Genomic DNA, 3726 nt, shown 5'->3' with positions numbered 1-3726 from the left:
CTAGAAGATGCTCAAAGTAGTAGTGTTGAAACAAACTATTTTGTATTCGATGGAAACCTAGATATTCACTTGCTAAAGGAGGAGCTAAGTCAACTTGGCTTGACTAACATGCACCTGACAATTCCATCTAAACTATCTACGTTAATGGCTATCTTTAGTAACGGATTTCAGTTAATCAGTCTATTAATTTTCATCTTAACCTTTGGAGCACTGACTTTAATTAGTCAAATTAGCCAATTACGGTCGTCGGGCATTCGCCTCATTTCAGGAGAGAAACGGTGGTCCATTTTTCTTAGACCAGTTGGTGAGGATTTGAAAGGGATAGCTGTTGGTTTCAGTTTAGCTGGCGTGCTCGCCATTCTTATGCAAAAAATTCTGTCGCTTCCAACGCAATCCCTAATGACCATAGGAGAAGGCTTGCTCAGTTATAATCTCATCTTGTTGTCGATCTCCCTGTTTTTCGCTCAACTCTTCGCAGTTGGGATAAAAAAGATACACCTGATGCAGATTATAAAAGGGCAAGTGCCTGTCAGAGGAATCATTAGTTTGATTTTAATCGGTCAACTATTAGCGATTATTATTGTAACGCTGGGAATAGGGAGTAGCTTAAAGTATTCCCAAGCCTGGCAACAGCATCGGATTGGACAAGAGGCTTGGAGCCAGGAAAGGCAACTGACTACCCTATCAATCAGCCGTGAAGGAACGAGTCCTGGTTTTGATGAACAAGCTCAAAGGAAACTCAGAACTTGGTATCAATTGATGGATCTGGCTGTTTCAGAACAAAAGGCTTTCTTATCTAGACACCAGTTAATTGACCGTACTTTGCAAAATGGCATGGCTTCCTCCAAAAACTTTATAACCTCTACAGAATGGCACGATTACAACCCGAATGGCAATGTCCTTATCGTCACACCGCAATACTTGGAGCGTCAAAACATTCCTGTAGATACAACTATTGAGCAAAAGATGAATCACCTTGATGTAGGGGAGTTTGTCTTATTGCTGCCTGAACACCTCCGTTCAGAGGAAGAACATTATAAATCTGTTTTTGAAGACGACTTAACCAGTCGCATGTCTAGTCAAGATGAACGACAGCAAATGACTGCTACGGTAGGTTATTTAGAATCAGGTCAGGATCGTTTTGTGTATAATACGACCCCTATTTCTTACCAACAGTTTTTGAAAGATCCAATCATCATTGTTATAACACCCCAATCAACTGGTCCACAGTCCATTTTGTTTTGGGTAGACGCAGTACAGAACTACGTTCTCTTTAATCAATTGTCTGATACCCAGGAGCTTATCCAGAGACAAGGCATTGAAAATTGGGTCTCAGAAATGCAAACAGGTTACCACAACTACATCACATTATTGGATAATATCCAGAGGGAACGTTGGGTAATGCTAGCAGGAGCTGTGCTTGGGATTGCAACTTCAATCTTGTTGTTTAACACTATGAATAGGCTCTACTTTGAAGAATTTAGACGTGCCATTTTTATCAAACGCATTGCAGGTCTCAGGTTCTTAGAAATCCATCGCACTTATCTCTTTGCTCAACTGGGTGTGTTTTTACTGGGATTTGTTGCGAGTGTATTTCTTCAGGTAGAGATACTAGTTGCTTTCTTAGTCTTGTTACTCTTTACTGGTCTATCTCTTTTACAGTTACATGTCCAAATGCAGAAAGAAAACAAGATGTCCATGCTTGTTTTGAAGGGAGGTTAATATGATTGAACTTAAACAGGTGAGTAAATCTTTTGGAGAACGAGAGTTATTTTCGAATCTTTCAATGACATTTGAGGCTGGAAAAGTCTATGCCTTAATTGGTTCAAGTGGTAGCGGAAAAACAACCTTGATGAACATGATTGGAAAATTAGAATCTTATGATGGGACGATTTTTTACCGAGGTAAAGACTTGGCCAATTATAAATCGAGTGATTTTTTCCGTCACGAATTGGGCTACCTCTTCCAGAACTTTGGCTTAATTGAAAACCAAAGTATTGAAGAAAACCTTAAGCTAGGTCTCATTGGTCAAAAGTTGAGTCGGTCGGAACAGCGGTTGAGGCAGAAGCAGGCTTTAGAACAGGTCGGCCTGGCTTATCTTGACCTAGATAAGCGCATCTTTGAGTTATCGGGCGGAGAATCGCAACGGGTTGCCTTGGCAAAAGTTATCTTAAAGAATCCACCCCTTATTCTGGCAGATGAGCCAACAGCTTCAATAGACCCAGCAACCTCTCAGTTGATTATGGAGATTTTGCTATCTCTTCGAGATGATAATAGGCTAATCATTATCGCAACACATAATCCGGCAATTTGGGAGATGGCTGATGAAGTGTTCACGATGGATCGTCTGAAATAAAAATCCTTGTTTTTAATTGCATGATGAGTTACTGAAATATTATCATGAATCAATAATTGGAGTTAATTTAGAATTGTACTTTATCAATATTTAGGTAACTTTTTCTTGACAAAGGAAGAAATAGTGAAGAGAAAGTTAGAATGAAAAAATTCGACAATTATATTATCGAGAAGTCTTGCGATTCTAATTCAGATAAACTGCAAAAAATCTTAATAATTGAAAGTTTGGTAGATGATATTTTGCAATTTTCTCTCAAAATCAATAATAGTGTAGGAGAGATTTTCCTCCTACAACCGTTTCAAAAGAAAACTATCTTTATTCCATGTTATTTTGAGGAAGATATTGTGAAAGTCAAAGATGATGATAAAGTTGAGTGGAATTTGTTAGAATTTCAAAAATTTAGAGCATTTTTGGCTTAGTAATCTGTGTTGAAGGCTCAAAACCTATGGTAAAAAAGTAGCTTTGAAAACGTATTGCCTCCAAAGATTTAGTTAAATAATGATTTAACACAAAAAGAAATTATTGAAGTTCTGGAAAGATGTTGTTTCAGTATTGAGAAAAGGTGGGAAAAACTTGCGATATTCACATAGAAAGGAAGAAAAAGTATAGAAATATAGTCAATTGAAACAAGAACAGGACAAAAGAACCTTTTGTGCCATATTTTCTCCTTTCGCTTTACAATTGACTTGAACACCTTTATTATATCGCGTTTGGAGTTTTTTTGGTATAACCTTCGACGCGCACCCGCATAGCGGGTGTTTTTTTGTCTCGCACCTAATGGAGCGAGACGGACTAATAGTCACATAATCAAAAAAACGCACCATATCAAAAACTAAAAATTTGATATTATGCGTCATATCTTAAACTAATTGACTATACTTTCTATTCAAATGAGCTTTTAACCAATCTCTTTGGTCAATCCACTCTTAAAACTAAAGAGCAATTTCTCGCTTAGCTGACTCTTCTGAATCTGAACCATGTACAACATTTTGGATAGCTTGGTTTTCACTAGCAGCTTTTGCAAAATCACCTCGAATCGTTCCTGGTAAAGCTTCTTCTGGACGAGTTGCCCCCATCATAGTTCGCCAAGTTTCGATTACTTTGGGACCCGAAATGATACCTACAAGAACTGGGCCTGAAGTCATGAATTCACGAATCGGTGGGTAAAAACTTTGACCAACCAAGTCCTGATAGTGCTGGTCAATCAACTCTTCTGAAACTTTTGTACGCAACTCCAATTTTTCGATTGTAAATCCACGTTGTTCGATGCGTTTCAACACTTCACCCACTAGTCCTCTTTTTACACCGTCTGGTTTAATGATAAAAAATGTTTGTTCCATACCTGTCTCCTTTGTCAGCTTCTTTCTTTT

4 protein-coding genes are annotated in these 3726 nt (G+C 38.1%); 3 read left to right on the top strand and 1 reads right to left on the bottom strand.

Going from position 1 to position 3726, the window contains the following annotated elements; genetic code table 11:
• The 3 genes from WKI42_RS09670 to WKI42_RS09660 form a co-directional block, all read left to right on the top strand.
• A partial coding sequence (locus WKI42_RS09670; protein WP_368081819.1) for a DUF1430 domain-containing protein occupies nt 1–1722 on the top strand: 1722 nt, incomplete at its 5' end.
• A 1-nt stretch (nt 1723) separates the two neighbouring features.
• A complete protein-coding gene (locus tag WKI42_RS09665; RefSeq protein WP_000571434.1) occupies nt 1724–2356 on the top strand; it encodes an ABC transporter ATP-binding protein in 633 nt (210 codons plus the stop codon).
• 140 nt (nt 2357–2496) lie between these two features.
• The gene (locus WKI42_RS09660) at nt 2497–2775 is read left to right on the top strand and encodes a competence protein ComA (RefSeq protein ID WP_130885636.1); all 279 of its coding nucleotides are present in this window, start codon (nt 2497–2499) and stop codon (nt 2773–2775) included.
• A gap of 513 nt (nt 2776–3288) precedes the next feature.
• Here WKI42_RS09660 and ndk read toward each other — a convergent pair.
• Complete coding sequence (gene ndk / locus WKI42_RS09655; RefSeq protein WP_368081818.1) at nt 3289–3696, bottom strand: nucleoside-diphosphate kinase; 408 nt, start codon at nt 3694–3696, stop codon at nt 3289–3291.
• Between the last annotated feature and the right edge of the window lie 30 nt (nt 3697–3726).

This window comes from Streptococcus pseudopneumoniae (genome assembly GCF_038148935.1).
Classification (GTDB): Bacteria; Bacillota; Bacilli; order Lactobacillales; family Streptococcaceae; genus Streptococcus; species Streptococcus pseudopneumoniae_U.
The sequence above is the reverse complement of the archived record's forward strand: the minus strand, read 5'-3'. Positions and strand labels throughout refer to the sequence as shown.

Excerpts from the sequence above, each read along its gene's own strand:
- WKI42_RS09665 (WP_000571434.1), top strand. The coding sequence starts at position 1,724 with ATGATTGAACTTAAACAGGTGAGTAAATCTTTTGGAGAACGAGAGTTA.
- WKI42_RS09660 (WP_130885636.1), top strand. The coding sequence starts at position 2,497 with ATGAAAAAATTCGACAATTATATTATCGAGAAGTCTTGCGATTCTAAT.
- ndk (WP_368081818.1), bottom strand. The coding sequence starts at position 3,696 with ATGGAACAAACATTTTTTATCATTAAACCAGACGGTGTAAAAAGAGGA.